Origin of the sequence: Leclercia sp. GLN_9 (genome assembly GCF_043105735.1) — a bacterium.
Taxonomy (GTDB): domain Bacteria; phylum Pseudomonadota; class Gammaproteobacteria; order Enterobacterales; family Enterobacteriaceae; genus Enterobacter; species Enterobacter adecarboxylatus.
In genome coordinates, this window is sequence record NZ_JBICLV010000006.1 from 12,356 (window position 1) to 38,097 (window position 25,742).

The 25,742-nt window shown below is 57.4% G+C and carries 26 protein-coding genes; 11 read left to right on the plus strand and 15 right to left on the minus strand.

Going from position 1 to position 25,742, the window contains the following annotated elements:
* Positions 1-6: 6 nt before the first annotated feature.
* Complete coding sequence (locus tag ACF8PE_RS03840) at positions 7-945, plus strand: LysR family transcriptional regulator (protein ID WP_032614746.1); 939 nt, start codon at positions 7-9, stop codon at positions 943-945.
* Here the strand turns inward: ACF8PE_RS03840 and mdcH are convergent.
* The 8 genes from mdcH to mdcA form a co-directional block, all read right to left on the minus strand.
* Positions 935-1,831 carry a malonate decarboxylase subunit epsilon gene (mdcH, locus tag ACF8PE_RS03845; protein WP_103793240.1) on the minus strand — a complete coding sequence of 299 codons (897 nt, stop codon included), beginning with the start codon at positions 1,829-1,831 and terminating at the stop codon, positions 935-937. The two genes, ACF8PE_RS03840 and mdcH, sit on opposite strands and share 11 nt — an antisense overlap.
* Positions 1,831-2,448: a malonate decarboxylase holo-ACP synthase gene (locus ACF8PE_RS03850; RefSeq protein WP_392494615.1), complete on the minus strand. Its 618-nt coding sequence runs from the start codon at positions 2,446-2,448 to the stop codon at positions 1,831-1,833. The genes mdcH and ACF8PE_RS03850 overlap by 1 nt, the downstream gene beginning before the upstream one ends.
* A gap of 2 nt (positions 2,449-2,450) precedes the next feature.
* Positions 2,451-3,410, minus strand: coding sequence for an AEC family transporter (locus ACF8PE_RS03855; RefSeq protein ID WP_032614752.1), 960 nt, complete (start codon positions 3,408-3,410; stop codon positions 2,451-2,453).
* A gap of 128 nt (positions 3,411-3,538) precedes the next feature.
* Positions 3,539-4,339, minus strand: a complete 801-nt coding sequence (gene mdcE, locus ACF8PE_RS03860) for a biotin-independent malonate decarboxylase subunit gamma (RefSeq protein ID WP_103793242.1) — start codon at positions 4,337-4,339, stop codon at positions 3,539-3,541.
* Positions 4,339-5,172: a biotin-independent malonate decarboxylase subunit beta gene (locus tag ACF8PE_RS03865; protein WP_059307064.1), complete on the minus strand. Its 834-nt coding sequence runs from the start codon at positions 5,170-5,172 to the stop codon at positions 4,339-4,341. The genes mdcE and ACF8PE_RS03865 overlap by 1 nt, the downstream gene beginning before the upstream one ends.
* Complete coding sequence (mdcC, locus tag ACF8PE_RS03870) at positions 5,165-5,464, minus strand: malonate decarboxylase acyl carrier protein (protein WP_032614758.1); 300 nt, start codon at positions 5,462-5,464, stop codon at positions 5,165-5,167. Before mdcC ends, ACF8PE_RS03865 begins: the two co-directional genes overlap by 8 nt.
* A 9-nt stretch (positions 5,465-5,473) precedes the next feature.
* Complete coding sequence (locus ACF8PE_RS03875) at positions 5,474-6,331, minus strand: triphosphoribosyl-dephospho-CoA synthase (protein WP_200142924.1); 858 nt, start codon at positions 6,329-6,331, stop codon at positions 5,474-5,476.
* Positions 6,331-7,986, minus strand: coding sequence for a malonate decarboxylase subunit alpha (gene mdcA, locus ACF8PE_RS03880; RefSeq protein ID WP_032614760.1), 1,656 nt, complete (start codon positions 7,984-7,986; stop codon positions 6,331-6,333). The genes ACF8PE_RS03875 and mdcA overlap by 1 nt, the downstream gene beginning before the upstream one ends.
* A gap of 289 nt (positions 7,987-8,275) precedes the next feature.
* Between mdcA and ACF8PE_RS03885 the strand changes: the two genes are divergently transcribed.
* From ACF8PE_RS03885 to ACF8PE_RS03895, 3 genes are read left to right on the plus strand one after another with little or no spacing between them, the layout of a single operon-like run.
* Positions 8,276-9,298: a hydrolase gene (locus ACF8PE_RS03885; RefSeq protein WP_155167461.1), complete on the plus strand. Its 1,023-nt coding sequence runs from the start codon at positions 8,276-8,278 to the stop codon at positions 9,296-9,298.
* Positions 9,295-9,513, plus strand: coding sequence for a YheU family protein (locus ACF8PE_RS03890; protein WP_032614764.1), 219 nt, complete (start codon positions 9,295-9,297; stop codon positions 9,511-9,513). The genes ACF8PE_RS03885 and ACF8PE_RS03890 overlap by 4 nt, the downstream gene beginning before the upstream one ends.
* Before the next feature lie 30 nt (positions 9,514-9,543).
* A complete protein-coding gene (locus ACF8PE_RS03895) occupies positions 9,544-10,413 on the plus strand; it encodes a phosphoribulokinase (protein WP_032614766.1) in 870 nt (289 codons plus the stop codon).
* Positions 10,414-10,503: 90 nt separating this feature from the next.
* On the opposite strand, the gene ACF8PE_RS03900 is transcribed toward ACF8PE_RS03895, so the two are convergent.
* Positions 10,504-10,908, minus strand: a complete 405-nt coding sequence (locus ACF8PE_RS03900; protein ID WP_032614768.1) for an OsmC family protein — start codon at positions 10,906-10,908, stop codon at positions 10,504-10,506.
* Between the two features lie 309 nt (positions 10,909-11,217).
* On the opposite strand from ACF8PE_RS03900, the gene crp reads away from it, so the two are divergent.
* Both crp and ACF8PE_RS03910 read left to right on the plus strand, forming a co-directional pair.
* Positions 11,218-11,850 carry a cAMP-activated global transcriptional regulator CRP gene (gene crp / locus ACF8PE_RS03905; protein ID WP_000242758.1) on the plus strand — a complete coding sequence of 211 codons (633 nt, stop codon included), beginning with the start codon at positions 11,218-11,220 and terminating at the stop codon, positions 11,848-11,850.
* A 57-nt stretch (positions 11,851-11,907) separates the two neighbouring features.
* Positions 11,908-13,995 (plus strand): YccS/YhfK family putative transporter, encoded by a 2,088-nt coding sequence (locus ACF8PE_RS03910; RefSeq protein ID WP_059307059.1) that lies wholly within the window; start codon positions 11,908-11,910, stop codon positions 13,993-13,995.
* An 84-nt stretch (positions 13,996-14,079) separates the two neighbouring features.
* Here ACF8PE_RS03910 and ACF8PE_RS03915 read toward each other — a convergent pair whose 3' ends face one another.
* From ACF8PE_RS03915 to ppiA, 5 genes are all read right to left on the minus strand, one after another.
* Positions 14,080-15,300: an aspartate aminotransferase family protein gene (locus ACF8PE_RS03915; protein ID WP_032614771.1), complete on the minus strand. Its 1,221-nt coding sequence runs from the start codon at positions 15,298-15,300 to the stop codon at positions 14,080-14,082.
* An 87-nt stretch (positions 15,301-15,387) separates the two neighbouring features.
* Positions 15,388-15,951, minus strand: coding sequence for an aminodeoxychorismate synthase component 2 (gene pabA, locus ACF8PE_RS03920; protein WP_032614773.1), 564 nt, complete (start codon positions 15,949-15,951; stop codon positions 15,388-15,390).
* Between the two features lie 30 nt (positions 15,952-15,981).
* Positions 15,982-16,584: a putative adenosine monophosphate-protein transferase Fic gene (locus tag ACF8PE_RS03925; protein ID WP_059307058.1), complete on the minus strand. Its 603-nt coding sequence runs from the start codon at positions 16,582-16,584 to the stop codon at positions 15,982-15,984.
* Positions 16,574-16,741: a YhfG family protein gene (locus ACF8PE_RS03930; protein ID WP_392494616.1), complete on the minus strand. Its 168-nt coding sequence runs from the start codon at positions 16,739-16,741 to the stop codon at positions 16,574-16,576. The genes ACF8PE_RS03925 and ACF8PE_RS03930 overlap by 11 nt, the downstream gene beginning before the upstream one ends.
* 107 nt (positions 16,742-16,848) lie before the next feature.
* Positions 16,849-17,421, minus strand: coding sequence for a peptidylprolyl isomerase A (gene ppiA / locus ACF8PE_RS03935; RefSeq protein WP_032614775.1), 573 nt, complete (start codon positions 17,419-17,421; stop codon positions 16,849-16,851).
* 277 nt (positions 17,422-17,698) lie between these two features.
* On the opposite strand from ppiA, the gene tsgA reads away from it, so the two are divergent.
* Complete coding sequence (tsgA, locus tag ACF8PE_RS03940) at positions 17,699-18,883, plus strand: MFS transporter TsgA (RefSeq protein ID WP_032614776.1); 1,185 nt, start codon at positions 17,699-17,701, stop codon at positions 18,881-18,883.
* A gap of 4 nt (positions 18,884-18,887) precedes the next feature.
* Here the strand turns inward: tsgA and ACF8PE_RS03945 are convergent, their stop codons facing one another.
* Positions 18,888-20,204 (minus strand): cytosine deaminase, encoded by a 1,317-nt coding sequence (locus tag ACF8PE_RS03945; protein ID WP_032614778.1) that lies wholly within the window; start codon positions 20,202-20,204, stop codon positions 18,888-18,890.
* Between the two features lie 240 nt (positions 20,205-20,444).
* Here ACF8PE_RS03945 and nirB point away from each other — a divergent pair, with 240 nt between their 5' ends.
* The 4 genes from nirB to cysG all read left to right on the plus strand — a co-directional run bounded on the left by nirB (position 20,445) and on the right by cysG (position 25,709).
* Positions 20,445-22,988 carry a nitrite reductase large subunit NirB gene (gene nirB, locus ACF8PE_RS03950; protein WP_392494617.1) on the plus strand — a complete coding sequence of 848 codons (2,544 nt, stop codon included), beginning with the start codon at positions 20,445-20,447 and terminating at the stop codon, positions 22,986-22,988.
* Entirely contained in the window at positions 22,985-23,311 is a 327-nt protein-coding gene (gene nirD, locus ACF8PE_RS03955; RefSeq protein ID WP_039031530.1) for a nitrite reductase small subunit NirD, read from the plus strand. Before nirB ends, nirD begins: the two co-directional genes overlap by 4 nt.
* Before the next feature lie 200 nt (positions 23,312-23,511).
* Entirely contained in the window at positions 23,512-24,321 is an 810-nt protein-coding gene (gene nirC / locus ACF8PE_RS03960; protein WP_148570000.1) for a nitrite transporter NirC, read from the plus strand.
* A gap of 14 nt (positions 24,322-24,335) precedes the next feature.
* Complete coding sequence (gene cysG, locus ACF8PE_RS03965; RefSeq protein ID WP_103793248.1) at positions 24,336-25,709, plus strand: siroheme synthase CysG; 1,374 nt, start codon at positions 24,336-24,338, stop codon at positions 25,707-25,709.
* Positions 25,710-25,742 lie beyond the last annotated feature (33 nt).

Sequence of the window (25,742 nt, forward strand, 5' to 3'; positions counted from 1 at the left end):
GGGGCGATGATACCTGACCTGACCAGCGAAATTACATTTCGCAAACTTAGCATCTTCATGACATTTATGGAGACGGGCAATATTGCCCGTGCTGCTGAGGTGCTGAACCTCAGTGGGGTCAGCGTCCATCGCGCCTTGCATACCCTGGAAGAGAACGTTCGCTGTCCGCTGTTCACGCACAAAGGCCGTAATCTGATTGCCCTGCCCGCTGCCTGGACGCTGCTTGAGTACTGCCAGGAGGTGATGCAGGTCATGGAGCGCGGGCTGGAAGAGGCGCGCAAAACGGCCGGCGTTGGTCAGGGCCGTCTGCGGGTTGGGACGCTCTACTCCCTGACGCTCGAGACGGTTCCGCAGTTAATTATGGGCATGAAGCTGCGCCGCCCGGATCTGGAGATGGATCTCACCATGGGATCCAACGAGACTCTGTTACACATGCTGGATGAAGGCTCGCTGGATGCCATTCTCATCTCCCTCTCTGAAAGCGAAATTGACCGCAATCACCTCGAAGTGCTGCCCTTGTTCCACGACGATATCTTTCTTGCCGCTCCCGCCTCGGCGCAGCTGAATACCGAAGCGCTGGCGGATTTACGCGACTATAAAAATCAGAAATTCGTGGCTCTCGCCGAGGGCTTTGCCACCTACGCCGGGTTTCAGGAGGCGTTTCATATCGCCGGATTCGAGCCGGAGATCGTCACCCGGGTGAATGATATTTTCTCGATGCTGAGCCTGGTGCAGGCGGGTGTCGGCTTTACGCTGATGCCGGGCAGGATGAAGAAAGTGTATGAAAACTCGGTGCAGCTGTTGAAGCTGGCGCAGCCGTATCAGATGCAACAGCTGATCGCCATCGTCTTTGCCCGCAACCGCGAGCAGGATCCAGGCCTGCGGGCGCTGGCGGCGGAAGGCCGCATGTACGCCCGCCGCCTTGAGCAGAACGCTAATCCTTAAGACGCCGCGCCAAATGCACCGCGACGTCAATCCCGCTTCGTTCCAGAGAGACTGACTCCCCTTCCCAGGCCGCCTGACGCGTTAAGCAGGTCAATATGCCGCCGGGCGGCATCTCAATAGCCAGCCGCGCTTCACGCTCGTTAGCGGCAATCACCGCCTCCTGCCAGCGTACGGTGCGGGCCATATTCATCGCCAGATCGTCGGCGATCTTCTCCGGCTGCCACAACACGCGGCCGGTGCTGCCGCTCAGGTATGCGCAGCGGGGACGAGAGAGCGTGACCCGGCTGAACGCCTCGACAAGTTTTTGCGCCGGTTCCGCCAGTAGCGCGCAGTGCGACGGCACGCTGACCGTCAGTCTTTTGGCTTTGTTCGCCCCTTTCGCCAGCGCACGCTCGGCTACCTGCGCCATGCCGTCATCGGCACCGGCGATCACAATCTGCGTCTCCGCATTCAGGTTGGCGATATAGGTGCCGGTACCTTCGATAAGCTGTTCCACTTGCGGCAGGGTCAAGCCCATAATCGCCGTCAGGCCATAGCCGTGCGGATAGGCCTGCTCCATCAGGTCGCCACGCAGTGCGACCAGCCTAAGCGCGTCGGTGAAGTCCAGCGCGCCCGCAATAACCGCCGCCGGGTATGCGCCAATGGACAGCCCGCTGACGATATCCGGCGTCACGCCGCGTCGCTCAAGCTCGCGCGCCCAGGCGACACCGGCTATCAGTAGCGAAAGCTGCACCGCGCGGGTATGGGATAACGAAGCTGCGCTATCCAGCGTATCAACCTCCGTTCCCAACACCTCGCGCGCCTGCGCCAGTTCAGTGCCCGGCAGGTTTTGCAGCATGCCTTCATGCTGTGTGCCCTGCCCCGGAAAAGTAAACAGTATTTTCATCACGCCTCCCTGTGCCACGGGTCCGTCACCAGACGTGGCCCGCGGCGGGTTTTCAGCAGCGTTTTGCCGTCGCGCAGCCATTCCGCCAGCGCAAAGCCGCCCTCGGGCGTATCCACCTGCGTGTCTGCCCGGCACAGCGCGCGGCTAAGCTGGGCTTGCCAGGCGGCAAACGCGTCGGGGGAGACTGGGTGCGGAGCGCGGATCAGCAGGTCGAGATCGCTGTCGGCATGGATAACCGGAATGCCGGTCGCCAGCGCGTAGCCTGTGCTGCCGGTAATGCCCCACGCCCACGGCCACGGCTGCTGAGAAAGTTGCAGCGCCACCTGAACGGGTGGCTGCGTCACAAAGGGTGAGCGTAGCAGCTCGGCCGTTACGCTCAGCGATTCGGGCGAAACCACGCGCGTTACGCGTTCTGGCTTCACCCATCCGGCCGCCCGCTGGTCGCGGCGCAATCCGCGCACGCCAACGGGGATACGGCCTTCGCTATCAACATCACGCCGCACCACCACCGGCAATCCGGTGTGCCAGGCCGCATCCACCCAGGATTCGGTGATGCCTACCAGCGCGTCACGCGCGGTGAGCCAGATTAAGTCGTGCGGGCGTAATGTTGTGGTCATGATTACATTCCTGAAGTCAGCGAGATAAACAGCGGCAGCGACAGGATACACAGGACGGAGCTTAACAGCAGCACGGCTTCTGCATCCGGGGACTGTACGCCAAAGCGGTTACCAAACACGACGCCAAAGAAACCGGCAGACAGGGCAATCATCAGGATCGCGGTGATGGCCACGGAACCGTGCAGACCGAAGATTAAAACGATACCCCAGGCAATCGCAGGCTGGATCAGCAGCTTGGCAATGGTAGAGGTGATCACCATGGTGTTGATCTGCAGCTTACGTGCCGACAGAATCACCCCGGTCAGGAACAACGCCGCCGCAGTGGCGGACAGCCCCAGCGGTTTAATCGCCGCGAGAACCAGATCCGGCATTTTGATACCAATCGCTGACAAAATCACACCCAGCAGCGGGCCCATCACGATAGGTTTTTTAATCGAGCGCCACATCAGTACCGGCAGCATAGAGAGCGTTGAGCCGGAGTTATTCCCTTCGGCGCGCGCTTTTTCACGCTCCAGAATCAGCAGACAGAACGGCGTCATCAGTACGGAACCACAGGCAATGGAGACCGCCACCGAGAGCGAGGTCGCCGGGCTTTCGCCCAACACGCTGCCCAGAATCGGCAGGCCCAGCGCGGCATAGTTTGGCAGCGCCACGGTCAGGGTCAGCACGGCGGCGTCCTGTGGGGATTTTTTAAAGACTTTGGTGGCGAGGAAGTAGATTGCCGCGTAGGTGATCCACATCGCCAGAGTCAGGACCAGGATCAGCGGCGACTGGGCAATGATACCTGTCCAGGGCGTTTGCACCGTGGCGCTGAACAGCGCGGCGGGCAGCGCAAAATCCATCACAAAGATATTAAGCAGAGACACATTTTTGTTATCCACCATTTTCGCTTTACCGGCCCAGAAGCCGAGCAGCATGATGACAAAAATGGGGGCAAGGGCATGAACAATCACATAAGTCATAAATCACCTGTAAAAAAGAAGTTTAAGCACTGACGCGATGGTTATTATTTTCAGGATGCAGGTTCCCGCGTGGGCGCAACGGGTGCGCCCACGGGCATGCATCTGGCAGGTCTTTTATTTTTTCGGTATTACCAGCTGGCGCGCATACGTTCGCGTACCAGAGCAGAGCTATGACGGTTGTCGGCACCCAGACGGCTCTTCAGCGTCGGATCCCGGCGAGCGTCATCAATGGCCTGTTGCAGGGTGGTTTTCACCAGCGCCAGATCGAGGGATGAAGGGGCGTCCGGGTTGCTTATATCCAGCAGGTTTTCCAGCAGCCCCAGTGTCGCGTAGTTACTGATGTCATACGCCATGGGCGGGATCGTTGCCGCCAGCTTTTCCAGCGCATCGACAGTACGAAGCGTGATGCGCGCGGCAGACTCTTTCCCCATCGCGTGGATTAACACGCCCTGGTCGTTAAAGGCGATCAGTCGGTTGGCCTGATAGCCGTGGGCCAGAAACGCCCCGGACATCGCTTTACCGACGATAAGGCCAATCACCGGATGGCCTGCCAGACGCGCGTTAGCATAGGCTGCAGCGGCACCGGCCAGCGCCTGGTGAATACCAAACCCCTCTTCACGACGGCCATAAGCCTGACTCGGCACGTCGATCACCGCCACAATCGGGCGTTTAACCGTTTTGTCAGCATCGGCCGCGACGGTTTCACTCACCACTTTGGCCAGCGTCCAGCCTTCCAGCAGACCGACTTCGCCTCGTGCCGCACGCGGATAGTGGTTGTTCGCATCAGGTACTACGGCGACAAAGCGCACCGCTTCACCATTCAGCTCGCCGTCCGCCGCCTGAACCGACGGGCAAAGCCCTTCCAGACGGCTGGCATTCGGGGCAAGGGTTTCCAGCCACAGCGCACCACGGCTAATTGAAGTACTCATCATTTCACCTCCCGGGCAAAGAGCGCGTGAATCTGTTCGGTATCCGCCTGTTTGCGGGTATCGAAGTGGGTCAGGCGTTCGAGATACCAGTCGTAATTATCGGTGCGGTGTTTTGCCGGCACGCCTTTCGCAATCGCGTCGTTCATCGCCGCTTTTACCGCGTTCACACCGTCGCCCACCAGCGCATCCACCAGCCCGCTTTCATAGCGGATTTCGCCCCCGGTCATGCTCCAGATAAACGGACGGTCGCGGGAGTCGTACTCTTCAATTCCCGCCTCCTGCTCGATAACCTGCGGGCCGTTCAGCCCCAGACGCGCTTCACGGGTGACGATAAGATAGCTGCACAGCGCTGCCGCAATGGACATCCCGCCGAAGCAGCCGACGGTACCGGCGACAATGCCGATGACCGGGGTATAACGGCGCAGATCGACAATCGCGGCGTGAATATCGGCAATCGCCGCCAGGCCGAGGTTCGCCTCCTGCAAACGAACGCCGCCGGTTTCCAGGCTCAATACCGCCTGGGTTGGAATGCCGTTGCGGTTATCTTCCGCCGCCAGCTCCAGCGCCGCCGCCATTTTGGCACCTGAAACTTCGCCCATGCTGCCGCCCTGGAACGCACCTTCGATGGCGACCACTACCGCGGGTTTGCCGTTGATGGTGCCTTTTGCCACCACCATGCCGTCATCGGCCTGCGGCACAATTCCCTGTGGCCCCAGCCACGGAGACATAATCCCTTCAAAAGGATCCAGCAGTTCGCGATAGCTGCCCTCGTCGAGCAGAGCCTGCGCACGCTGACGGGCTTTTAATTCGATAAAGCTGCTGTCATCACGCATGGCTCACCCCCTCAAAGACTTGTTCAATACGAATGCGTGCCACGCCCGGCGTGGCGCCGAAGTCGTGGATGGTCAGTTTGCCCGCCGGCAGGCTGCTGACGGTCTGCAATCGGGTAAACAGCGCATCCCAACGGCTACGGCTGTTATCGACGGAGGTGGTGATATCAATCGCCAGCGTCTGGCCCTGGTCGGCGGTGAATAACACCTCCATATCCCCGGAGCCAACAACGCCTGCCAGCGCTTTGCCGCTAAGGGTACGGCTGGCGGGCAGAGTTAATGTAATTTTTTCCATAACATCCTCTTAATTCGCTAAATAAGGCGTCTCAATGCGGTCAAGGAACAGCGTGGCGGCCAGCAGGTCGGCTGCACCGCCCGGTGAGGCATTGAGCAAGAGCATTTGTTTGTCTAATACGGCTAAGATGCGTTGCCCTTCAGGGTGAGCGGTGCCGCCAGCGGCTAACACCGCGCGGGCGCCGCTCTGCATGGCGTCCAGCCCCGCCATACCGGCGCGGGAGAGCACGCAGGTATCGGTGAGTGAGGTCATGATCGCCATTAATGCATCGAGCCGGGCATGGGCTTCTGTACCGCCATTAAGTCGGCTCAGGCGAAGCTGCGGCAGTGCCCGCTGCATAATGTGCGGAAACGCCTGCTGCGCCTCTTCGCGCGCGCCTGGCACCCGATAACGGTGCGTGGCGCGCAGCCCTTTGCTGAACACTTTCGGGGCGGCATCATCCGGCAGTTTCGCCAGTTGCGCGGCGGTATCAGCTACCGCCCGGGCTTTCCCCTTGCCGCCGAGCATCGCCACGGCGCTGACTAATAATCCCAGCGCCCAGATAGCGCCACGGTGGGTATTCACCCCGCCGGTAGCGGCCATCATCTGCTGCTCACCTTCGCGCCCCAGCCGACCCACGGTCTGCCGTAGCGCGATATCGGCCGGACGCTGCCAGCTTTGCAGCGCCAGCGCCTGAAACGTGGGGGTCAGGCTGTGCGCCGAACGCTCCATCAGAGCGAGGGATAAATCGTAATGCGCGCCGTTCCCCCGGCTGTCCACCAGACCGGGTTTCGGGCTTAGTCGCGCTTCGTCAATCAGACACTGCGTGGCGGTTCGCGCCAGCCATTCGGCACCGCCTTCAACCTGGATCCGGGGGAGAAGTTTCATTACCAGCTCCTGAATTTCGCAGGTGGGTTGTACAGACCGCCCGACCATTCCACCAAGTCAGACACGCTGCCCGCCGCCAGCAGAGAGCGGGTGGCGTCAGTGCGGCGGATCCCCATATCTTCCGGGTAAACCACTTTGCCGCTCTGGCGCAGCTCCGCGACACGTTTAGCGTCCACACCCAGACCGATATCGGTAATACCCGCGACGGCCGCGACCATGGCACGACGCTCCTCAAGATCTTTTGCGCGGTAGAGGTAAGCAATCCCCTCTTCTGTCAGCACGTGGGTAACGTCATCGCCATAGATCATCACGGGTGCCAGCGGCATGCCGGAGGCTTTTGCCACGTCAACGGCGTCGAGTTTTTCCACGAAGGTCGGTTTCACACCTGCCTGGAAGGTTTCGACCATCTGCACCACCAGCTTTTTACCGCGCTGCATAGGATCGGGTTCAGTGATCATGTTCAGCCAGGCCGGGGTGGCATGGCGACGACCATGCGGGTCATGCCCCATGTTTGGCGCGCCGCCGAAGCCGGAAAGACGACCGCGGGTGACGGTTGAGGAATTGGCATAGCCATCAACCTGGAGCGTTGAACCAATGAACATATCCACCGCGTACTGGCCTGCCAGCTGGCAGAAGGCGCGGTTAGAGCGCATGGAGCCGTCGGCACCGGTAAAGAAGATGTCAGGGCGGGCACGAATGTACTCTTCCATACCCAGCTCACCGCCGAAGCAGTGCACGCTCTCCACCCAGCCGCTTTCGATAGCCGGGATCAGCGTTGGATGCGGGTTCAGGGTCCAGTGTTTACAGATTTTGCCTTTCAGGCCGAGCTGTTCACCGTAGGTAGGCAGCAGGAGTTCAATAGCGGCGGTGTTGAAGCCGATACCGTGGTTCAACGACTGGACCTGGTGTTCTGCATAGATGCCTTTGATGGCCATCATCGCCATCAGGATATGTTCCTGCTTAATCAGACGCGGGTCACGGGTGAACAGCGGTTCGATAAAGAACGGCTTGTCAGCCACTACCACGAAATCAATCCAGGAGCCGGGAATATCCACGCGCGGCAGATCGCACTCGTCGTCCACCAGCTCGTTCACCTGCGCGATGACGATGCCGTCGTGGAAGGCAGCGGCTTCGACCAGCGCCGGGGTATCCTCGGTACTGGCACCGGTATAAAGGTTCCCTTTACGGTCCGCTTTAAAACCGGCAATCAGCGCCACGTTTGGCGACAGATCAACATACAGGCGGGAGTAGAGCTCGATGTAGGTGTGGATGGCACCAATCTCCAGTTGCCCGTCTTCCAGCAGCTGCGAAATACGCAGGCTTTGAGTACCGGAGAAAGAGAAGTCGAGTTTGCGGGCAATGCCCTTCTCAAAAATATCCAGGTGCTCGCTACGACCAACGCTCGGCATAATCATATGCAGGTCGTGAACGATTTGCGGGTTCACTTCGGCGAGCATTCGTGAAAGAAAATCTGCCTGTTTTTGGTTATTCCCTTCCAGTACTACTTTGTCGCCTGGGGCGATCAGTTTTTCCAGCATGGCGACAAGGTCGCCTGTTGGCAGTACCTTGCCCTGCACCGGGACGGAAGCCAGGCGGCGCGCTTTTTCAGTGCGACGCGTATTCCAGCTCCGGGCTGGCGTTTGCCCTGATAACATTGTTAACCTCCTGATTCAGCACATCTTTAGATTTGCTTAACGCTGAGTTAAGTGTGCTCTCTGGTGATAAAGCCATCAATTAAGCCTGGAACAGAATCGTTAGCCTGAGAGTAATAATGAAGGTGATAAATTGTGATCAGGATCATTACCTGCTGTTAAACAACAGACTATGGGCAGGAAAAAGGGGTGTCGCGAGGGGGATGAATCTCAGGCCCGCGTCTCTTTTTATAAACAGGAGCCGATTCGGAAGGTATAGTGAACAATTGAAAAGAGTTAACATCACATCGTTATGACGCAGACAATTCCATCCGAATTTAACTTTACGCCCGACGAGAGCACGGCTTTTGTCCCCATGCGGGGCGTGTCGAATCGACACCTGCAGACCATGCTGCCGCGCCTTATCCGCCGTAAAGTGCTTTTTACCCCCGTCTGGCAGCGCCTTGACCTGCCGGATGATGATTTTGTTGATTTAGCCTGGAGTGAAGATCCGCTGCAGGCACAGCACAAACCCCGGCTGGTGGTCTTTCATGGTCTGGAGGGCAGTCTGCACAGCCCCTACGCTCACGGCCTGATTCAGGCGGCGAAAGCGCGTGGCTGGCTGGGCGTAGTGATGCACTTCAGAGGGTGCAGCGGTGAACCCAATCGCCAGAAACGCATCTACCACTCCGGCGAAACGGAAGATGGCACCTGGTTCCTGCGCTGGCTGGCAGAGACCTACGGCCCGGCCCCGACGGCGGCAGTGGGCTATTCGCTGGGAGGAAACATGCTCGCCTGCCTGCTGGCAAAAGAGGGTGACACGGTTCCACTGGATGCCGCCGCCATTGTCTCCGCCCCCTTTATGCTGGAGCACTGCAGCTATCATATGGATAAGGGCTTTTCGCGCGTTTATCAGCGCTATCTGCTGAACTTGCTCAAAGCCAATGCCGCACGCAAACTAAAAGCTTACCCGGATACGCTGCCGGTCAGTCTGCGACAGCTGAAGAAAGTGCGTCGCCTGCGCGAGTTTGACGATCTGATCACCGCCAAAATTCACGGTTTTGCCGATGCTATTGACTACTATCGTCAGTGCAGCGCCATGCCGTTGCTGAGTAAGATCACCAAACCGGTGCTGATTATTCATGCTAAAGACGATCCTTTTATGGATCATCACTCGATACCCGCGCAGGAGTTTTTGCCCGCGAACGTGCAGTATCAGTTGACCGAACATGGCGGGCACGTGGGCTTTGTCGGCGGCACGCTACGTCGTCCGAAGATGTGGCTTGAAACGCGTATCCCGGACTGGCTGACCACATACCTGGAACCGATAAGATGATTATTCCCTGGCAAGATCTGGCTCCCGAAACGCTGGATAATCTGATTGAAAGCTTTGTGTTACGCGAAGGCACCGATTATGGTGAACAGGAACGTTCGCTTGAGCAGAAGGTGGCCGATATCAGGCGCCAGCTGCAAAGCGGTGAGGTCCTGGTGGTATGGTCAGAGCTGCACGAAACCGTCAACATCATGCCTCGCAATCAATTTCGCGGTTAACCGCGACCTCTTTCCATTCAGGGAGTTGCTATGTCTGCCAGACATCCGGTTATTGCCGTTACAGGGTCGAGTGGTGCGGGTACTACCACCACCAGCCTCGCCTTTCGTAAGATCTTCTCCCAGCTGCATCTGCGTGCCGCAGAAGTGGAAGGCGACAGCTTTCACCGCTTCACTCGTCCTGAGATGGACATGGCCATCCGCAAGGCGCGCGATCTCGGTAAACACATCAGCTACTTTGGCCCTGAAGCGAACGACTTTGGCCTGCTGGAACAAACCTTCGCCGAATACGGGCGGAGCGGCACCGGCCAGTCGCGCAAATACCTGCACACCTATGACGAAGCGGTGCCCTGGAACCAGGTGCCAGGCACCTTTACCCCCTGGCAGCCGCTGCCGGAACCGACCGACGTCCTCTTTTACGAAGGCCTGCATGGCGGGGTAGTCACGCCGGATCACGATGTGGCGCGCCATGTTGATCTGCTGGTGGGGGTCGTGCCTATTGTTAACCTGGAGTGGATCCAGAAGCTGACGCGGGATACCAGCGAACGCGGTCATTCCCGCGAGGCGGTGATGGACTCCGTGGTGCGCTCTATGGAGGACTACATTAACTTCCTGACGCCACAGTTTTCCCGCACCCATATTAACTTCCAGCGCGTCCCGACCGTGGACACCTCGAACCCCTTTGCCGCTAAAGGCATCCCTTCGCTGGACGAGAGCTTCGTGGTGATCCATTTCCGCAATCTGGACAATATCGATTACCCCTGGCTACTGGCGATGCTACAGGGTTCGTTTATCTCACACATCAATACGCTGGTGGTTCCGGGCGGGAAGATGGGGCTGGCGATGGAGTTAATCATGATGCCGCTGGTGCAGCGGTTGATGGAAGGGAAGAAGATCGACTGAGGCTGTGTCGCCCGGTGGCGCTACGCTAACGGGCCTACAGAAACCTACTGGCCGGGCAAACGACGTGCCGCCCGGCGTTTTATCCGGGGCTTACGCCTCGATCACTTCATACGAGTGGGTAATGTTGACCGCTTTCTCCAGCATCAGCGCTACGGAGCAGTACTTCTCCGCAGAGAGATCTACCGCGCGGGATACCGCAGCGTCTTTCAGTTGTTTGCCGGTGACCACGAAATGAAGATTGATATGGGTGAACAGGCGCGGCGCCTCTTCACGACGCTCTGAGGTTAGCTTAACTTCACAGTCGGTCACATCGTGACGTCCTTTTTGCAGGATCGACACCACGTCGATCGCGCTGCATCCGCCTGCCGCCATCAGGACAACTTCCATCGGGCTTGGCGCTTTGTCACCGGAGTTGCCATCCATTAAAATCTGGTGCCCGGAAGCCGACTCACCAAGGAACGTTAACCCTTCGACCCATTTCACACGTGCTTGCATTTTAATTAACTCCAGGATTGCATTTTTCCTGACAGATTACGCGTCAGTAACAATTCTGACAACGGAAGTCGACCTGCATCAAGCTGAAGCGAGACACCAGGAGACAGGCGGCGAAAGCTATGCTAAAACAGTCGAGATGCTACAGTAATACATTGACGTTGCACATGTATGCAGAGGACATCACACATTACAGGCTGCTAATTATTGTGCAGGCCAGACCCCAGGCAAGGGGAAGAATTCGATTGCAACCCCAGAGTACAGGTACATAACCAGACTCTGGAGCCAGCTTATAACAGAGGATAACAGCGCATGGTGCTTGGCAAACCGCAAACAGACCCGACTCTCGAATGGTTCTTGTCTCATTGCCATATTCATAAGTACCCATCGAAGAGCACGCTGATTCACCAGGGTGAAAAAGCGGAAACGTTGTATTACATCGTCAAAGGCTCGGTGGCAGTGCTGATCAAAGATGAAGAAGGCAAAGAGATGATCCTCTCTTACCTGAATCAGGGAGATTTCATCGGCGAACTGGGCCTGTTTGAAGAAGGACAGGAGCGTAGCGCCTGGGTCCGTGCAAAAACCGCGTGTGAAGTGGCTGAGATCTCCTATAAAAAGTTCCGCCAGCTCATTCAGGTTAACCCGGATATCCTGATGCGCCTCTCTTCGCAGATGGCTCGCCGTCTGCAGGTCACGTCCGAGAAAGTGGGTAACCTCGCCTTCCTCGACGTAACAGGCCGCATTGCTCAGACCCTGCTGAACCTGGCGAAACAGCCAGACGCCATGACCCACCCGGACGGTATGCAAATTAAAATTACCCGTCAGGAGATTGGTCAGATCGTCGGATGTTCTCGTGAGACAGTAGGCCGTATTCTGAAAATGCTGGAAGATCAAAACCTGATTTCTGCCCACGGTAAAACCATCGTGGTTTACGGAACACGTTAATTCCGCTAAAACGGCGTGGCATCGCATGATGACACGCCGTTTTTGTCTCTATCACCCATGTGGCGCAGGCTCATTTATCACCCGGAAGTTAACTACGCACTGCGGCAAACGCTGGTGTTGTGTCTTCCTGTGGCTGTGGGTTTGATCCTCGGCGATCTGCAACACGGCCTGCTTTTCTCCCTCGTTCCTGCCTGCTGCAACATTGCTGGCCTGGACACACCGCATAAACGCTTTTTTAAACGCCTGACTATTGGTGGCTGCCTGTTTGCCGGCTGTAGCCTGGCCGTACAGCTGTTGCTGGCGCGCGATATTCCGCTGCCCCTCATTCTGACCGTGCTGGCGATGACGTTAGGGGTCACGGCAGAGATCAGTGCCCTGCATGCCCGACTGCTGCCCGCCTCGCTGATTGCGGCCATCTTTACCCTGAGCCTGGCGGGGAACATGCCGGTCTGGGAGCCGCTACTGCTCTATACGCTGGGCACCCTCTGGTACGGGCTGTTTAACTGGTTCTGGTTCTGGATGTGGCGCGAACAACCGCTGCGTGAATCCTTGAGCGTCCTCTATCAGCAGCTGGCCGATTATTGCGAAGCAAAATACACCCTGCTGACGCAGCATACCGACCCTGAAAAATCGTTACCGCCGCTGCTGGCCCGCCAGCAGAAGGTGGTCGATCTGATCAGCCTCTGTTACCAGCAGCTGCATATGCTGGCGGCCAACAGAAATCACGAATACAAACGCCTGCTGCGCACCTTCCAGGTGGGGCTGGATCTGCAAGAGCATATCTCGGTCAGCCTGCATCACCCGAAGGAGGTGCAGAAGCTGGTAGAGCGCAGCCACGCCGAAGCGGTGATACGCTGGAACGCGCAGACCGTTGCGGCACGCCTGCGGGTGTTGGCTGACGATATTCTTTATCATCGTTATCCCACCCGGTTCACCATGGACAAGCAGCTTGGCGCGCTGGAGAAAATCGCCCGTCAGCACCCGGATAACCCGGTGGGCCAGTTCTGCGCCTGGCACTTCAGCCGTATTGCCCGCGTGCTCCGCACGCAACGCCCGCTCTATCCGCGCGATCTGATGGCTGACAAGCAGAAACGCCTGCCGTTGTTCCCGGCCCTCAAAAGCTATCTGTCGCTGAAGTCTGCCGCCCTGCGTAATGCGGCGCGCATCAGCGTGATGCTGAGTATCGCCAGCCTGATGGGCATGGCGCTGCACCTGCCGAAACCTTACTGGATCCTAATGACCGTGCTGCTGGTGACGCAAAACGGCTACAGCGCGACGCGGGTACGTATTCTTCACCGGGCGGCCGGCACCATGGTGGGCCTGATCATCGCGGGCGTGACCCTGCACTTACACGTCCCGGAAGGTTATACCCTTGCCGGAATGCTGATAGTGACTCTGGTGAGCTACCTGATCATTCGCAAGAGCTACGGCTGGGCGACGGTGGGCTTTACGGTCACAGCGGTATATACCCTGCAACTGCTGACTCTGAACGGCGAGCAATTTATTATCGCCCGGCTGGCCGATACCCTGATTGGCTGCCTGATTGCTTTCGGTGGAATGGTCTGGCTGTGGCCACAGTGGCAGAGCGGGCTGCTGCGCCAGAATGCCCACGATGCACTGGAGGCCGATCAGGAAGCCATCCGCCTGATCCTCAGCGACGATCCGCAGCCGACGCCGCTGGCCTGGCAGCGCATGAAGGTCAACCAGGCGCACAATGCGCTATTCAACTCCCTCAACCAGGCGATGCAGGAGCCGGGCTTCAACTCGGCGTATCTGGCGGATATGAAGCTGTGGGTGACCCACAGTCAGTTTATCGTCGAGCATATCAACGCGATGACGACCCTGGCACGGGAGCATACGATGCTGACGCCGGACCTGGCGCAGCGTTATCTGCAATCGTGTGAAATTGCCCTGCAACGCTGCCAGCAGCGTCTGGAGTATGATTCACCGGGCGAAAGTGGCGATGAGAATATCCTGGAAGCCCCCGAAACCATGACCTACGGTCCTATGAGCACGCTGGAACAACATCTGCAGCGCACCCTCGGGCATCTGAACACCATGCACACCATTTCGTCGGTGGCATGGCGTCAGCGCCCGCATCATGGGATTTGGTTGATCCGGCGGTTGAAACGAACACCGCATTAAACGCAAAACGGTAACCCCCAGGTTACCGTTTTTTATATATGCGCCCTATCCGTGCGGGAGAGGATAAGGATAAACGCAGCGCCCTTACGGCTGCACCACGCGCTTCACCGCCTGTGCAAAGCGGGTCATCCCTTCATCGATATCCTGACTTTCCACCAACAGCGACGGCGCAAAGCGCATTACGTCCGGCCCGGCGTTGAGCACCATCGCCCCTTCACTGGCGGCGGCGTAGAGGAAATCGCGCGCCCGGCCTTTGTATTGCGGCTTCAGCTCGGCGCCAATCAACAGCCCCATGCCGCGAATATCGCTGAACACATCGTACCGGGCATCGATCTGCTGGAGGTGTTTCACAAACTGCTCGCGCTTCGTCATCACACCGCTCAACACTTCCGGCGTATTAATGATATCGAACGCCGCCCCTGCCACCGCACACGCCAGCGGGTTGCCGCCGTAGGTGGAGCCGTGAGAGCCGACGTGGAACGCCGAGGCAATATCCTGGGTGGTGAGCACCGCGCTGACCGGGAAACCACCGCCGAGCGCTTTGGCGCTGGTCAGGATGTCTGGCGTCACGCCGTAGTGCATGTAGGCAAACAGATCCCCGGTACGGCCCATGCCGCTCTGCACCTCATCAAACACCAGCAGCGCCTGGTGCTGGTCGCACAACTCGCGCAGCCCCTGCAGGAACTCCGGGGTAGCCGCCATCACGCCGCCTTCACCCTGAATCGGCTCGACCACCACGGCACAGGTGTGATCGTCCATCACCGCTTTCACCGCATGCAGATCGTTAAACGGCACGTGAATGATGTCGGCTGGTTTCGGGCCAAAGCCGTCGGAATATTTAGGCTGGCCGCCCACGGTCACCGTAAAGAGCGACCGGCCATGGAAAGCGTTATGGAAGGCGATGATTTTGGTTTTAAACGGGCTATGGCGGGTGGAGGCGTAGTAGCGCGCCAGCTTAAAGGCCGTTTCGTTGGCTTCGGTGCCGGAGTTCATAAACAGCACGCGCTCGGCAAAGGTGGCGCCGATAATTTTACGCCCCAGACGCAGCGCCGGTTCGTTGGTAAAGACGTTGCTGGTGTGCCACAGGGTTTCACCCTGAGTTTTGAGCGCCTCGACCAGCGCCGGGTGACAGTGGCCTAACGCTGTCACCGCAATTCCGCCCGCAAAATCAATGTACTCTTTACCCTGCTGATCCCAGACGCGGCTGCCTTTCCCCTTCACCGGGATAAACTCAGCCGGTGCATAAATTGGCAGGATAACTTCATCGAATGTTGCGCGCGTAATTGCAGATTGTTCAGTTGCCATGTAACCCCACCCTTTTTTAAGCAAGAAGCAGAAGTGAAAATATAATCACGAAATATGCTTAAAAAATCACTTTATGGCAACTAAAAATCAACGATGGAGGAAATTAGCCAGCAGTTGATGGCCCTGTTCGCTCAGAATGCTTTCCGGGTGGAACTGCACCCCTTCCAGATCCCATTCGCGATGGCGGATACCCATGATCTCCCGGGTCTCGCTCCAGGCGGTGACCTCAAAGCAGTCGGGCAAGGTTGGCGGGTCGATAACCAGCGAGTGATAGCGGGTCACGGTCAGAGGATTATTCAGGCCAGAGAACACCCCCGTGCCGTTGTGGGTCACCGGGGCGGTTTTGCCGTGCATCACTTTCGCGGCACGGACAATGGTTGCGCCCATAACCTGGGCGATGGCCTGATGCCCGAGGCAGACGCCGAGGATCGGTACTTTCCCGGCATAGTGCTTAATCACCGCCAGCGAGATCCCGGACTCATCCGGCGTGCAGGGCCCCGGAGAGATAACGATCTTTTGTGGGTTCAGCGCCGCGACATCTTCCAGAGAAAGTACGTCGTTGCGCCGGACCACCACTTCCGCCCCCAGCTCGCAAAAATACTGGTACAGGTTCCAGGTGAAAGAATCGTAGTTATCTATCAGCAGAATCATGGCGGCTCCCGAAAAAATGGCCGCCCTATTCTACTCAGTTTCCCGGGCTTCGCTTACCACTTTGCTGAAGATTGTGTTCAGCGCGCTCAAATCCCCCATCGCACCGCTCTGGTTGGCCTGCGCCCACGCTTCCGGGTCGATGCCGCGCCAGTCGAGTTGATAGCCCGCGTGGATCGCCAGCTGCTCAAAGAAGATGCGCTGAACAATACCATTGCCGATGCGGAACGGGTGCAGGACGTTGATCTCGCAGTAGTAGTGGCTGAGGCGGTTAATAAAATCTGCTTTCTCCAGCCCGACGAGATACCCCTCCTCCTCCAGATCCTGCATCAGGGCATTGCCCTCTTTTTCGATATAGGCGAAGTGGCAGAATCGGGTATCACCCTGATAAATATCCATTTCGCGGATATCGCCCGCCCAGTCAAAAATATCCTGGTAGAGATGCTGGTGAATGGCGCACAGGTGCGGCAGCCCACGTAACAGCGGCCCCAGGCTCAGGGTCGCGGCGCGCAGTGCGGTAAATTCATATGCCGCCTGGGCGAGCCGCTCGGCCTGACGAATGCCCAGCCGGTTACGCATCACATTCAGTTCAGGGTAGAGATAAGGATCGCGATCGTTACCGTATTTATCGCTCATGCAGCCCCCTTAACTCCTCAAGACGGCGTTGCGCCTCATCTGCGCTGAGGGTGACCAACGGACTATCGACCCCTTCAAGGCGGCGACTGGCCTGGAAATTGATATTTCGCTGTTGTTCCCAGAGACGGGATTTTTGTTTGTCAGTGAGCTTTTTCACCTGTTACCTCCCTGATTGCGCTCGTGTGCCACAAGTATAAGCAGCAAACTACGGTTTCGCAGGAAGGTAAAGGCAACGCGGGCATTGCTTGCCCGCGTCATCAGGGATTACGGCAGGACTTTCGCAGAGAGGATAACTACCGGTTTTGTCGGCACATTCTGGTAAGGACCCACATCGTGAGTCTGCACCTGAGAAATTTTATCGGCCACATCCATGCCTTTCACAACTTTACCAAATACCGCATAGCCAAAATCACGCTGGCCGTGGTCGAGGAAGGCGTTATCGGCCACGTTGAGGAAGAACTGGCTGGTCGCGCTGTCTTTATCGGCGGTACGCGCCATTGAGATGGTACCGCGGCTGTTGCGCAGGCCGTTATCCGCTTCGTTCTTGATAGGCGGGTTCGGCTGTTTCTGCTGCATCTGCTCATTGAAGCCACCGCCCTGCAGCATAAAGCCCGGGATCACACGGTGGAAAGTGGTGCCGTTATAAAAACCGCTGTTCACATAATCGAGGAAGTTTTTCACAGAAACAGGGGCTTTCTGACTGTTCAGTTCCAGCTCAATGTTACCGGCAGAGGTGGTCAACAGAACGTGCGGGTCTCCTTTGGCTGCCAGCGCAGCAGGAGAGAGGGCTGAAAGGGCGAGTACAGCCGCGACAGCCGCCAGGGTTGATTTGAGCATGAGAATTCCTTAACAAAGCGCAGTAAAGAAAGCGAATGGCTTGATTCTAAAGAGCAGTATGAATACAGGCCAGCCTTTTACCTAATTTTACGAATTTGAAACAGATGTAACCGATAAGAAACCACTGACGCAGGTATTAAAGTGATACAAATCACACTAAAAACTGCAATTTTTGTTTAATTGCTCATAAAAGATTTAATTAGATCACATTCGCGCTTAAAATCTGGCCGCTCGCAGCGCCTTTCGGGCGCTTTACATTTCTATTCACAGGCCAGTCATGACTAACAGCAATCGTATCAAGCTCACATGGATCAGCTTCTTCTCCTACGCCCTTACCGGTGCGTTGGTTATCGTCACCGGGATGGTGATGGGAAATATCGCAGAGTATTTCAACCTGCCCGTTTCCAGCATGAGTAACACCTTCACCTTTCTTAACGCCGGGATCCTCATCTCCATCTTCCTGAACGCCTGGCTGATGGAAATCGTCCCCCTGAAAACGCAGCTGCGTTTCGGCTTTGTACTGATGTTGGGTGCCGTTGCAGGTCTGATGCTCAGCCACAGCATCGCCCTGTTCTCTGCCGCCATGTTTGTGCTTGGGCTGGTCAGCGGGATCACCATGTCCATCGGGACGTTTCTCATTACCCACATGTATGAAGGCCGCCAGCGCGGCGCGCGTCTGCTGTTTACCGACTCCTTCTTCAGCATGGCAGGGATGATCTTCCCGATGGTGGCCGCCGTTCTGCTGGCGCGCAGCATTGAGTGGTACTGGGTTTACGCCTGCATCGGCCTGGTCTACGTGGCGATTTTTGTCCTGACCTTCGGCTGCGATTTCCCGGTTCTCGGCAAGAAAGCGCAGACCACCAGCGAGCCGGTGGTAAAAGAGAAGTGGGGTATCGGCGTACTGTTCCTTTCCATTGCCGCTCTGTGCTACATCCTCGGCCAGCTGGGCTTTATCTCCTGGGTGCCAGAGTATGCCAAAGGCCTGGGAATGAGCCTGAACGATGCCGGTCAGCTGGTGAGTGACTTCTGGATGTCCTACATGTTCGGTATGTGGGCCTTCAGCTTTATTCTGCGCTTCTTCGACCTGCAGCGGATCCTCACCGTGCTGGCCGGTGCCGCCACCGTGCTGATGTACCTGTTCATCAACGGTTCGCCGGAACAGATGCCGTGGTTTATCCTGACGCTCGGCTTCTTCTCCAGCGCCATCTACACCTCGATCATTACTCTGGGTTCACTGCAAACCAAAGTCGCCTCGCCGAAACTGGTTAACTTCGTGCTTACCTGCGGCACCATCGGGACCATGCTGACCTTCGTCGTTACCGGCCCGATTGTGGCACACAGCGGCCCACTGGCGGCGTTACACACCGCTAACGGCCTCTACGCTGTGGTGTTCGTGATGTGTCTGGTGCTGGGCTTCGTGACCCGCCACCGCCAGCACAATACTGCGGCAGCGTCTCACTGATGCCTCATGCCCCTCTGCTGCCTGCAGAGGGGCTGTTTTGGGTAAAGCACACCTCTTCTCCCCCGCGATCTGTCTGTATCCACGTCTGTGCCAGCTGCGTGGTGGCAATCACCCTTCCCTGACGAATCGACCAGCGTACCGGCACCTGACACCGCACCGCATCAAAACCCGTCTCCGCAGGCAGGATCACCAGGTTAGCCGGGTTGCCCGGTTCAATGCCGTAATCGGCCAGACCAAAAGTACGCGCGCTGTTGTGGGTGATCAGATTAAGTCCGCTGTCGATTTGCGGATAACCCATCATCTGACAGACATGCAGCCCCATATGCAGAACCTGCAACATATTGCCGGTGCCCAGCGGATACCAGGGATCAAACACATCGTCATGACCGAAGCAGACGTTAATTCCCGCCTCCAGCAACTCCTTCACCCGGGTAATGCCGCGCCGCTTCGGATAGTCGTCAAAACGGCCCTGCAAATGAATATTCACCAGCGGATTGGCGACAAAGTTAATCCCGGAGAGCTTCAACAGACGAAACAGCCGTGACGTGTAAGCCCCGTTATAAGAGTGCATCGCGGTGGTGTGGCTGGCGGTGACACGCGGGCCGATCCCGGCTTCATACGCCAGCGTCGCCACCGTTTCGACAAACCGTGACTGCTCGTCGTCAATCTCGTCGCAGTGAATATCCAGCGGCCGGTCGTACTTCTTCGCCAGTTCAAACGCAATATGCAGCGACTGCACGCCATACTCGCGGGTGAACTCAAAGTGCGGGATGGCCCCCACCACGTCGGCCCCCAACTGCAACGCCTCTTCCAGCAGGGCGGCACCGTTGGGGTAAGAGAGGATCCCCTCCTGCGGGAAGGCGACGATTTGCAGCTCAACCCAGGGGGCTACCTCCTGCTTCACCTCCAGCATCGCCTTCAGGGCGGTAAGGGTCGGGTCAGAGACATCCACATGCGTACGAACAAACTGGATACCATTGGCGATCTGCCACTTAAGGGTCTTCCACGCCCGGGCTTTGACATCTTCATGGCTGAGCAGCGCCTTGCGCTCCGCCCAGCGTTCGATGCCCTCAAACAGCGTGCCGGACTGGTTCCAGTTCGGTTCACCCGCAGTCTGGGTGGTATCAAGATGAATATGCGGCTCGATAAAAGGCGGAAGAGCCAGACCACCCCGCGCGTTTAACACTTCATAGCTCTCGCTTTGCCCCTCGCCCGTTGGGGTGATTTCGCCAAAACGACCGTTCTCAATAGCCAGTTGCCATAATCCGTCCCGACCCGGTAACCGGACGTTCTGGATCAGCCAAAGCGGTGCTGTAGACATCGTATTCTCCCGAAAAAGGGGGCTGAAATTTAGGAGTAGCGGATTAATAAGATTAGCCCCCTAATTTGTACACAAAATCGGCTAAGACGAAAAGCCTGCGATTTCCGTTACTTAGAAAAATCCTGACAAATCAGTCATCTACCCACTAAGGAGTAGTTTAAGGCGTATTTGATTTGCATCAATAAGTGGCTTTGCTGAATCGTTAAGGTAGGCAGTAATAGAAAAGAAATCGAGGCAAAAATGAGCAAAGTCAGACTCGCGATTATCGGTAACGGCATGGTCGGTCACCGCTTTATTGAGGATCTTCTTGATAAAGCCGATGCTGACCGGTTCGATATTACCGTGTTCTGTGAAGAACCCCGTAAGGCGTACGACCGCGTGCACCTCTCCTCCTATTTCTCTCACCACACCGCTGAAGAGCTTTCTCTGGTGCGTGAAGGTTTTTACGAGAAACATGGCGTGAAGGTGCTGGTGGGCGAACGCGCTATTACCATCAACCGTCAGGAAAAAGTGATTCATTCCAGTGCGGGACGCACGGTTTTTTACGACAAACTGATCATGGCGACAGGCTCTTACCCGTGGATCCCACCGATCAAAGGGTCAGAAACTCAGGATTGCTTCGTCTATCGTACCATTGAAGATCTCAATGCCATTGAATCCTGCGCCCGTCGCAGCAAACGCGGCGCGGTGGTCGGCGGCGGTCTGCTCGGCCTCGAGGCCGCGGGCGCGCTTAAAAACTTAGGCGTTGAAACCCACGTCATCGAATTTGCCCCGATGCTGATGGCTGAGCAGCTTGACCACATGGGTGGCGAGCAGCTCAAACGCAAAATTGAGAGCATGGGTGTGAAAGTTCACACCAGCAAAAATACCAAAGAGATCGTCCAGGAAGGCACCGAAGCGCGTAAAACCATGCGCTTTGCCGACGGCAGCGACCTGGAAGTCGACTTCATCGTCTTCTCTACCGGTATCCGCCCGCGCGACAAACTGGCTACCCAGTGTGGCCTGGCCGTTGCCCAGCGCGGCGGCATCATGATCAACTCCACCTGCCAGACCTCCGATCCCGATATCTATGCCATCGGGGAGTGCGCCAGCTGGGAAAATCACGTTTACGGTCTGGTTGCCCCTGGCTACAAAATGGCGCAGGTCACTGCCGACCATATCCTCGGTAATGAAAACGCCTTCACCGGCGCAGACATGAGCGCCAAGCTGAAACTGCTGGGCGTTGACGTGGGCGGCATTGGTGATGCACACGGTCGCACGCCAAACTCACGCAGCTACGTTTACCTCGACGAAAGCAAAGAAGTTTATAAGCGCCTTATCGTAAGCCCGGACAACAAGACCCTGCTCGGTGCGGTGCTGGTGGGTGATACCAGCGACTTCGGTAATCTGCTTCAACTGGTACTGAACGCCATCGAACTGCCGGAGAACCCGGACGCCCTGATTCTGCCAGCCCACGCGGCCAGCGGTAAGCCTTCGATTGGTGTCGATAAACTGCCAGACAGCGCGCAGATTTGCTCCTGCTTCGATGTCACCAAAGGCATGCTGATTTCTGCCATTAACAAGGGTTGCCACACCGTGGCGGCGCTGAAGGCCGAAACCAAAGCAGGTACCGGCTGCGGCGGTTGTATCCCACTGGTTACTCAGGTGCTCAACGCCGAGCTGGCGAAACAGGGCATTGAAGTGAACAACAACCTGTGCGAGCACTTCGCTTACTCTCGCCAGGAGCTGTATCACCTGATCCGCGTGGAAGGCATCAAATCCTTCGACGAGCTGCTGCAGAAACACGGCCAGGGTTACGGCTGTGAAGTGTGTAAACCGACCGTCGGTTCTCTGCTGGCCTCCTGCTGGAATGAGTACGTGCTCAAGCCGCAACACACTCCGCTGCAGGACACCAACGATAACTTCCTGGCCAACATCCAGAAAGACGGTACTTACTCGGTGATCCCACGTTCTGCCGGCGGGGAAATCACCCCGGAAGGCCTGGTGGCAGTGGGCCGTATCGCCCGCGAATTTAACCTGTACACCAAAATCACCGGTTCCCAGCGTATCGGTCTGTTCGGTGCGCAGAAAGACGACCTGCCGGAAATCTGGCGTCAGCTGATTGAAGCAGGCTTCGAAACCGGTCATGCCTATGCCAAAGCGCTGCGTATGGCGAAAACCTGCGTCGGCAGCACCTGGTGCCGCTACGGTGTGGGCGACAGCGTCGGCTTCGGCGTTGAGCTGGAAAACCGCTACAAAGGCATTCGCACCCCGCACAAAATGAAGTACGGCGTCTCTGGCTGTACCCGTGAATGTGCCGAAGCGCAGGGTAAAGATGTGGGTATCATCGCCACTGAGAAGGGCTGGAATCTGTACGTCTGCGGTAACGGCGGGATGAAACCGCGTCATGCGGATCTGCTGGCGGCGGATATCGACCGTGAAACGCTGATCAAGTATCTCGATCGCTTCATGATGTTCTACATCCGTACCGCAGACAAACTGACCCGTACCGCACCGTGGCTGGATAACCTGGAAGGCGGCATCGACTACCTGAAGTCAGTCATTATCGACGACAAACTCGGCCTGAACGCGACGCTGGAAGAAGAGATGGCACGCCTGCGTGACGCCGTGATTTGCGAATGGACTGAAACCGTCAACACCCCGGCGGCGCAGGTTCGCTTCAAACACTTTATCAACAGCACACAGCGCGACCCAGGCGTACAGGTGGTGCCAGAGCGCGAGCAGCATCGCCCGGCAACACCTTATGAACGCATTCCGGTCATGCTGGTGGAGGAAAACGTATGAGCCAGTGGGTAAACATCTGCAAAATCGACGAGATCCTGCCTGCCACCGGCGTGTGTGCGCTGTTAGGTCATGAGCAGGTTGCTATTTTCCGTCCGCGCCACGACGAACAGGTCTTTGCCATCAGCAATATCGACCCGTTCTTTGAGGCCAGCGTGCTGTCCCGTGGGATTATCGCTGAGCATCAGGGCGAGCTATGGGTTGCCAGCCCGCTGAAAAAGCAGCGTTTCCGTCTGAGCGACGGACACTGCATGGAAGATGAAAGCCACTCCGTGAAGCACTATGACGTTCGTGTCAAAGACGGCAAAGTGCAGCTTCGAGGCTGATTAACACGGGGGCGCAATGCCCCCGCTTTTGTAATGTTCTCCCGTTCGGGATTTTTTCAACTTTTTACACGAAATCATGTGCGCTGCATCGCGGCGGCAACTGAACGAATCCCCAGGCGCATAGTTCACTGTGTGAGTGGGATGAGTGAAGGCAGCCAACAACGAGGCAGCGTAGAGGATGAAGTGTACAGGATAATCAAATGTTTACAGACACTATCAATAAGTGTGCGGCTAATGCTGCGCGTATTGCACGCCTCAGTAAAAACAGTCCCCTCGGATTTTGGATCAGCTCCGCCATGGCGGGGGCCTATGTCGGGTTGGGGATCATTTTAATTTTCACCCTCGGCAATCTGCTCGATCCCTCTGTTCGTCCGCTGGTGATGGGCGCCACCTTTGGTATCGCCCTGACCCTGGTCATCATCGCTGGCTCTGAACTGTTCACCGGCCACACCATGTTCCTGACGCTGGGCGTGAAAGCGGGCACCATCAGTCAGGGCCAGATGTGGGCGATCCTGCCACAAACCTGGCTCGGCAACCTGGTCGGCTCCGTGTTTGTCGCCCTGCTCTACAGCTGGGGCGGTGGTAGCCTGCTGCCGGTTGATACCAGCCTTGTTCACACCGTCGCGCTGGCAAAAACCTCCGCACCGGCGATGGTGCTGTTCTTCAAGGGCGCGCTCTGTAACTGGCTGGTGTGTCTTGCTATCTGGATGGCAATCCGCACTGAAGGCGCCGCGAAATTTATCGCTATCTGGTGGTGTCTGCTGGCCTTTATCGCTTCCGGCTACGAGCACTCCGTAGCCAACATGACGCTGTTTGCCCTCTCCTGGTTCGGTCACCACAGCGAAGCGTATACGCTGTCAGGTATCGGCCATAACCTGTTGTGGGTAACCCTTGGCAATACTCTTTCTGGGGTTGTATTTATGGGTTGGGGTTACTGGTATGCTACCCCTAAAGCGGAGCGTCCGACTCCGGCTACCATCGCAACCGTTCAGGCGAAAGCCAACCCGTAAGAAGAGGTAATGTCGTGGATCACCTGCCAATATTCTGTCAATTACGCCATCGCGACTGCCTGCTTGTAGGTGGTGGCGATGTGGCTGAACGTAAAGCCCGCCTGCTGTTAGAGGCCGGTGCCCGACTCACCGTCAATGCCCTCGCCTTCGCCCCGCAATTCACCGTGTGGGCGCAGGAAGGGATGCTCACCCTCGTCGAAGGGGAGTTTCGGGAATCGCTGCTCGATACCTGCTGGCTGACCATTGCCGCCACTGACGACGATGCGGTTAACCAGCGCGTCAGTGACGCCTGTGAAGCGCGGCGAATCTTCTGCAACGTGGTGGATGCGCCGAAAGAGGCGAGCTTTATCATGCCGTCAATTATCGATCGCTCGCCGCTGATGGTCGCCGTCTCCTCCGGTGGGACTTCACCAGTGCTGGCGCGCCTGCTACGCGAAAAGCTGGAAGCGATCCTGCCGCAGCATCTGGGTCAGGTGGCTCATTACGCAGGGAAACTGCGCGCCCGGGTGAAAAAGCAGTTCGCCACCGTCGGCGAGCGCCGCCGCTTCTGGGAGAAATTCTTTGTGAACGATCGCCTGGCGCAGTCGCTGGCGAATCAGGATCAGAAAGCCGTGGATGAGACGACCGAGCAGCTCATCAATGCGCCGCTCGATCACCGTGGCGAAGTGGTGCTGGTGGGGGCGGGTCCGGGCGATGCGGGCCTGTTAACCCTGAAAGGGCTGCAGCAGATCCAGCAGGCGGATATCGTGGTCTATGACCGCCTGGTCTCCGACGACATCATGAACCTGGTGCGCCGGGATGCGGATCGGGTGTTTGTTGGCAAACGTGCCGGGTATCACTGCGTACCGCAGGAAGAGATTAACCAGATCCTGCTGCGTGAAGCGCAAAAGGGTAAACGCGTGGTGCGCCTGAAAGGCGGCGATCCGTTTATCTTCGGGCGCGGCGGCGAGGAGCTGGAAACCCTGTGCGAGGCAGGCATTCCGTTCTCGGTGGTGCCGGGCATTACCGCTGCCTCTGGCTGTTCTGCCTATTCAGGTATCCCGCTGACCCACCGTGACTACGCACAGAGCGTGCGCCTGGTCACCGGCCATCTGAAAACCGGCAGCGAGCTGGACTGGTATAACCTGGCGGCAGAGAAACAGACCCTGGTGTTCTATATGGGGCTGAACCAGGCGGCGACCATTCAGGCTAAGCTGCTCGAACATGGCATGGAAGCGACAATGCCGGTTGCGCTGGTGGAAAACGGCACGTCGATCAAACAGCGTGTGGTGAGTGGCGTGTTAACCGAGCTGGGCGAGCTGGCGCAGCAGGTTGAAAGCCCGGCGCTAATCGTGGTGGGCCGCGTGGTGGCGCTGCGTGACAAGCTCAACTGGTTCTCAAATCATTAAGTCAGACTGAACATAATCTCCACAAAATGAGTA

Excerpts from the sequence above, each read along its gene's own strand:
- ACF8PE_RS03895 (WP_032614766.1), top strand. The coding sequence starts at position 9,544 with ATGTCTGCCAGACATCCGGTTATTGCCGTTACAGGGTCGAGTGGTGCG.
- ACF8PE_RS03865 (WP_059307064.1), bottom strand. The coding sequence starts at position 5,172 with ATGCGTGATGACAGCAGCTTTATCGAATTAAAAGCCCGTCAGCGTGCG.
- nirD (WP_039031530.1), top strand. The coding sequence starts at position 22,985 with ATGAGCCAGTGGGTAAACATCTGCAAAATCGACGAGATCCTGCCTGCC.
- ACF8PE_RS03840 (WP_032614746.1), top strand. The coding sequence starts at position 7 with ATGATACCTGACCTGACCAGCGAAATTACATTTCGCAAACTTAGCATC.
- ACF8PE_RS03855 (WP_032614752.1), bottom strand. The coding sequence starts at position 3,410 with ATGACTTATGTGATTGTTCATGCCCTTGCCCCCATTTTTGTCATCATG.
- nirB (WP_392494617.1), top strand. The coding sequence starts at position 20,445 with ATGAGCAAAGTCAGACTCGCGATTATCGGTAACGGCATGGTCGGTCAC.
- ACF8PE_RS03915 (WP_032614771.1), bottom strand. The coding sequence starts at position 15,300 with ATGGCAACTGAACAATCTGCAATTACGCGCGCAACATTCGATGAAGTT.
- ACF8PE_RS03900 (WP_032614768.1), bottom strand. The coding sequence starts at position 10,908 with ATGCAAGCACGTGTGAAATGGGTCGAAGGGTTAACGTTCCTTGGTGAG.
- tsgA (WP_032614776.1), top strand. The coding sequence starts at position 17,699 with ATGACTAACAGCAATCGTATCAAGCTCACATGGATCAGCTTCTTCTCC.
- crp (WP_000242758.1), top strand. The coding sequence starts at position 11,218 with ATGGTGCTTGGCAAACCGCAAACAGACCCGACTCTCGAATGGTTCTTG.
- ACF8PE_RS03885 (WP_155167461.1), top strand. The coding sequence starts at position 8,276 with ATGACGCAGACAATTCCATCCGAATTTAACTTTACGCCCGACGAGAGC.
- mdcH (WP_103793240.1), bottom strand. The coding sequence starts at position 1,831 with ATGAAAATACTGTTTACTTTTCCGGGGCAGGGCACACAGCATGAAGGC.
- ppiA (WP_032614775.1), bottom strand. The coding sequence starts at position 17,421 with ATGCTCAAATCAACCCTGGCGGCTGTCGCGGCTGTACTCGCCCTTTCA.
- ACF8PE_RS03910 (WP_059307059.1), top strand. The coding sequence starts at position 11,908 with ATGTGGCGCAGGCTCATTTATCACCCGGAAGTTAACTACGCACTGCGG.
- ACF8PE_RS03850 (WP_392494615.1), bottom strand. The coding sequence starts at position 2,448 with ATGACCACAACATTACGCCCGCACGACTTAATCTGGCTCACCGCGCGT.
- ACF8PE_RS03875 (WP_200142924.1), bottom strand. The coding sequence starts at position 6,331 with ATGAAACTTCTCCCCCGGATCCAGGTTGAAGGCGGTGCCGAATGGCTG.
- mdcE (WP_103793242.1), bottom strand. The coding sequence starts at position 4,339 with ATGAGTACTTCAATTAGCCGTGGTGCGCTGTGGCTGGAAACCCTTGCC.
- pabA (WP_032614773.1), bottom strand. The coding sequence starts at position 15,951 with ATGATTCTGCTGATAGATAACTACGATTCTTTCACCTGGAACCTGTAC.
- ACF8PE_RS03925 (WP_059307058.1), bottom strand. The coding sequence starts at position 16,584 with ATGAGCGATAAATACGGTAACGATCGCGATCCTTATCTCTACCCTGAA.
- ACF8PE_RS03890 (WP_032614764.1), top strand. The coding sequence starts at position 9,295 with ATGATTATTCCCTGGCAAGATCTGGCTCCCGAAACGCTGGATAATCTG.
- nirC (WP_148570000.1), top strand. The coding sequence starts at position 23,512 with ATGTTTACAGACACTATCAATAAGTGTGCGGCTAATGCTGCGCGTATT.
- mdcA (WP_032614760.1), bottom strand. The coding sequence starts at position 7,986 with ATGTTATCAGGGCAAACGCCAGCCCGGAGCTGGAATACGCGTCGCACT.
- mdcC (WP_032614758.1), bottom strand. The coding sequence starts at position 5,464 with ATGGAAAAAATTACATTAACTCTGCCCGCCAGCCGTACCCTTAGCGGC.
- ACF8PE_RS03945 (WP_032614778.1), bottom strand. The coding sequence starts at position 20,204 with ATGTCTACAGCACCGCTTTGGCTGATCCAGAACGTCCGGTTACCGGGT.